The following is a 3,271-nucleotide window of genomic DNA, read 5'->3' as shown; positions in this document are numbered from 1 at the left end:
CCGTCGGTTTCCCGCTTCCAGGTGTCACGGTACGGGTTACCGATCCCGATACCGGTGAAATTCTCGGGCATGACGAGACTGGCATGATCGAGGTGAAGGGGCCGAACGTTTTCAAGGGCTACTGGCGTATGCCCGAAAAGACGAAAGCGGAATTCCGCGATGATGGTTTCTTTATCACGGGCGATCTCGGCAAGATTGACCCGCGAGGCTACGTACACATTGTCGGGCGCGGCAAGGACCTGGTGATTTCCGGTGGCTACAACATTTATCCAAAAGAGGTCGAGAGCGAAATTGATCAGCTTTCGGGCGTCGTCGAATGTGCTGTTATCGGCGTTTCCCATCCTGATTTTGGCGAAGGGGTCACCGCAATCGTCGTCAAACAGCCCGGTTCCGGGCTTGATGAGCGGGCCATTCTTGATGCGCTTGGAGACCGCCTTGCACGTTACAAGCAGCCAAAACGGATCATTTTTGTCGACGACCTGCCGCGCAACACCATGGGCAAGGTCCAGAAAAACGTCCTGCGCGAGCAATACGGCACGCTTTATGCTGGTCGCAAGAGCGCATGACTGAAGCAAGCCGCGTCGTTACCGGGAGGGTGACTGGCGCTACAGAGGCGTAAGGGAGCTCACGCCACATTAATGAGGAAAAGACGGCCGTCGTCTGGACGCGCCGTAGAGGGAGGATTTTGCCGTGAATATTGAGATTTTATCCATTCTTGTTCTGATTGGCATGTTCGTTATTGCAACGATCCTGCCAATCAATATGGGTGCGCTGGCGTTCGCCGCCGCGTTTATTGTCGGATCTCTGATTATGGGAATGACACCCAATGGCATCTTTGCCGGCTTTCCCAGCGATCTTTTTCTGACGCTGGTCGGCATCACCTATCTGTTTGCCATCGCGCAGAACAACGGAACGATCGACTGGCTTGTTGAACAGGCCGTCCGGCTCGTGCGAGGGCATATGGCGCTCATCCCTTGGGTCATGTTTCTTGTCGCTGCGATCATTACTGGCTTTGGCGCTCTTGGTCCTGCGGCTGTTGCTATTCTCGCTCCGGTCGCTTTGCGTTTTGCCGTCCAATATCGCATCAGCGCGGTCATGATGGGGCTGATGGTCATTCATGGGGCGCAAGGCGGCGGCTTTTCGCCGATCAGTGTCTATGGCGGCATCACCAACCAGATTGTCGAGAAGGCTGGCCTGCCCTATGGCCCGACCTCGCTGTTTCTCGCGAGCCTCTTGTTTAACCTTGCCATCGCCATTGTCGTGTTCTTCGTTTTTGGCGGCTGGAAGAGCCTGCGTGATCATGCTGCCGCGTCAGGCTCTGACCCTGATACCCATGTCGCCGGCGCATCGCGTTCGATCGTTGGCCATGGCGGTACACCGGCCTCGCCTGCATATCATCGCAGTGCGGTTTCGCCCACAGGTGCGGCGATGCCTTCGGGCGAAGGTCTGACCCGGGAAAGGCTGATGACATTGATTGGACTTACCGCCCTGGCCATCGGCGCACTCGTCTTCAAGTTCAATGTGGGTCTCGTTGCGATCACCGTCGCTGTGGCCCTAGCGCTGCTGTCGCCTAAAACGCAAAAAGCCGCGATCGACAAGGTCAGTTGGTCAACCGTATTGTTGATCGCTGGCATCATCACCTATGTCGGTGTCCTGCAAGAGGCCGGTACGGTGGATTATGTGGCATCCGGAATCTCCAGCCTCGGCCTGCCGCTTTTGGCTGCGCTGCTCCTTTGCTTTACTGGCGCGATCGTTTCGGCTTTCGCATCCTCGACTGCACTTCTCGGCGCGATCATTCCACTGGCAGTCCCTTTCCTCATGCAAGGGCATATCAGTGCCATCGGTGTCGTCGCCGCAATCGCAATCTCGACCACGATCGTCGATACGAGCCCGTTTTCAACCAACGGTGCACTTGTGGTGGCCAACGCGCCTGAAGCCGAGCGCGATGATGTCCTGCGCAAGCTGCTCATCTACAGCGGATTAATTGCGATTATCGGACCTATTGTCGCCTGGCTCGTTCTTGTCGTCCCTGGCATCGTGTGATTGCACACGGTGCAGTCCCGGGCCGGAATTGGTGTCTGATTGATAGCCATATTCTTGACAGGGCTACTCATAAACCAACGTTGGCGGCAGACCAAATGCCCACGAACCCGAAGAAGCGTTTCTAACAAAGGGAATCGTGGGCCTTTACCGACGTCAATTGCTGGATATTCGAGCTAGTATTAGGGACTTGCGGTCGGCGACCATGATGACCTGCCTTCGCGCAGGCCGGAGCGCTGATCTGGCCGCTTGGGCGACAACACCTGGCTGGCTTCTCGCGGTTAGCAGCGCCTCTTATACTGGGTTAATCACCAACGATTGATCAGCCAGAGGATCACGGAAAGCACGATGCTGACGAGGAGACCCGTTGCAATTGGGGCGTAGAAGGTGAAATTCCCGCGCCTAATCATGATGTCGCCCGGTAGTCGACCCAAACCAAGGCGCGTGAGCCACGGCCAAAGAATTCCGGCTGCAACGATGATGAGACCGATGGTGATCAGGGTTCGGGACATGGCTTTCGCCGCTCGCAAATGATGGCCGACTTCCCATGTGATGATAATCACTCACCTGTTGTTGATAAAGTCACTCACCCACTAGCTGGGACGAGCAAGAATCGCCCGGGTAACCCATCGAGACGGGGATTATTTTCACTTTTGTGAGGATAATTACCCAGAGCTAAAGCGTTGACCGAGTGAACAATTAGATCCGCTACGAACTTCCGCTTCCGGTGGAATGAAGCAGTGGCCGGCACTTGTGTTGGTCAAGCCGGCAACTTTGCCGCATTAAGACGCGGAAGTCCAAGTTTCACGACACGGAAGCCGGTCCTATCCTTTCCACATCGTCGAGCGGAGAAGAGTCTGCATGTGCTCTGCCAGGTCGAGCTCGCCGCGGGCCTCAATCTCCAAAAGATATCGAGCCTTGGCCCGGCGATCGCCTTCGCTGACCGCAGGATAGGCGCAGACAGCCACCAGCGCCCTTTCCTCATCCCGGCTCGCACTGTCGTGGCCTCGGTCACTGCCGCCTATTTCGTGGATTGCCTTGGCGAACGCCGCGTATGTTGCCTTGTGCGCCTTGATCAGCGCCTGCAGATCGCGGGACGATCCCCGGTCCCGGCCTAGCGGCTCTGTGGCGAGAGCCGCTGCTCCAACCGTCGAGGCGATCACGGCGCTGCCGGAGTTAAGAAGCAAGGCGCGGCGGTTGATCCTGGACATGGCGAACTCTCCCCTGCTCT

Annotated in this window: 4 protein-coding genes; 2 read left to right on the top strand and 2 right to left on the bottom strand. The window is 56.9% G+C overall.

Features of this window, described 5'->3' with window-relative positions; translation table 11 throughout:
- On the top strand, positions 1–566 hold a 566-nt coding region (locus tag AAAC48_RS14225), incomplete at its 5' end, for an AMP-binding protein (RefSeq protein ID WP_340654802.1).
- A gap of 124 nt (positions 567–690) precedes the next feature.
- Positions 691–2,043 (top strand): SLC13 family permease, encoded by a 1,353-nt coding sequence (locus AAAC48_RS14220; RefSeq protein WP_340654801.1) that lies wholly within the window; start codon positions 691–693, stop codon positions 2,041–2,043.
- A 305-nt stretch (positions 2,044–2,348) separates the two neighbouring features.
- Here AAAC48_RS14220 and AAAC48_RS14215 read toward each other — a convergent pair whose 3' ends face one another.
- Both AAAC48_RS14215 and AAAC48_RS14210 read right to left on the bottom strand, forming a co-directional pair.
- On the bottom strand, positions 2,349–2,552 hold the full coding sequence (locus AAAC48_RS14215) for a DUF2905 domain-containing protein (protein WP_340654800.1): 204 nt from the start codon (positions 2,550–2,552) through the stop codon (positions 2,349–2,351).
- A gap of 312 nt (positions 2,553–2,864) precedes the next feature.
- Positions 2,865–3,271: hypothetical protein (locus AAAC48_RS14210; RefSeq protein ID WP_340654799.1), on the bottom strand; the 407-nt coding region annotated here is incomplete at its 5' end.

It is taken from the genome of Phyllobacterium sp. (genome assembly GCF_037994405.1).
Taxonomy (GTDB): domain Bacteria; phylum Pseudomonadota; class Alphaproteobacteria; order Rhizobiales; family Rhizobiaceae; genus Phyllobacterium.
This window is presented reverse-complemented; position numbering and strand designations above follow the sequence as displayed.

What these genes read in the sequence shown, in the direction of transcription:
- AAAC48_RS14215 (WP_340654800.1), bottom strand. Translation starts at nt 2,552, where the DNA reads ATGTCCCGAACCCTGATCACCATCGGTCTCATCATCGTTGCAGCCGGA.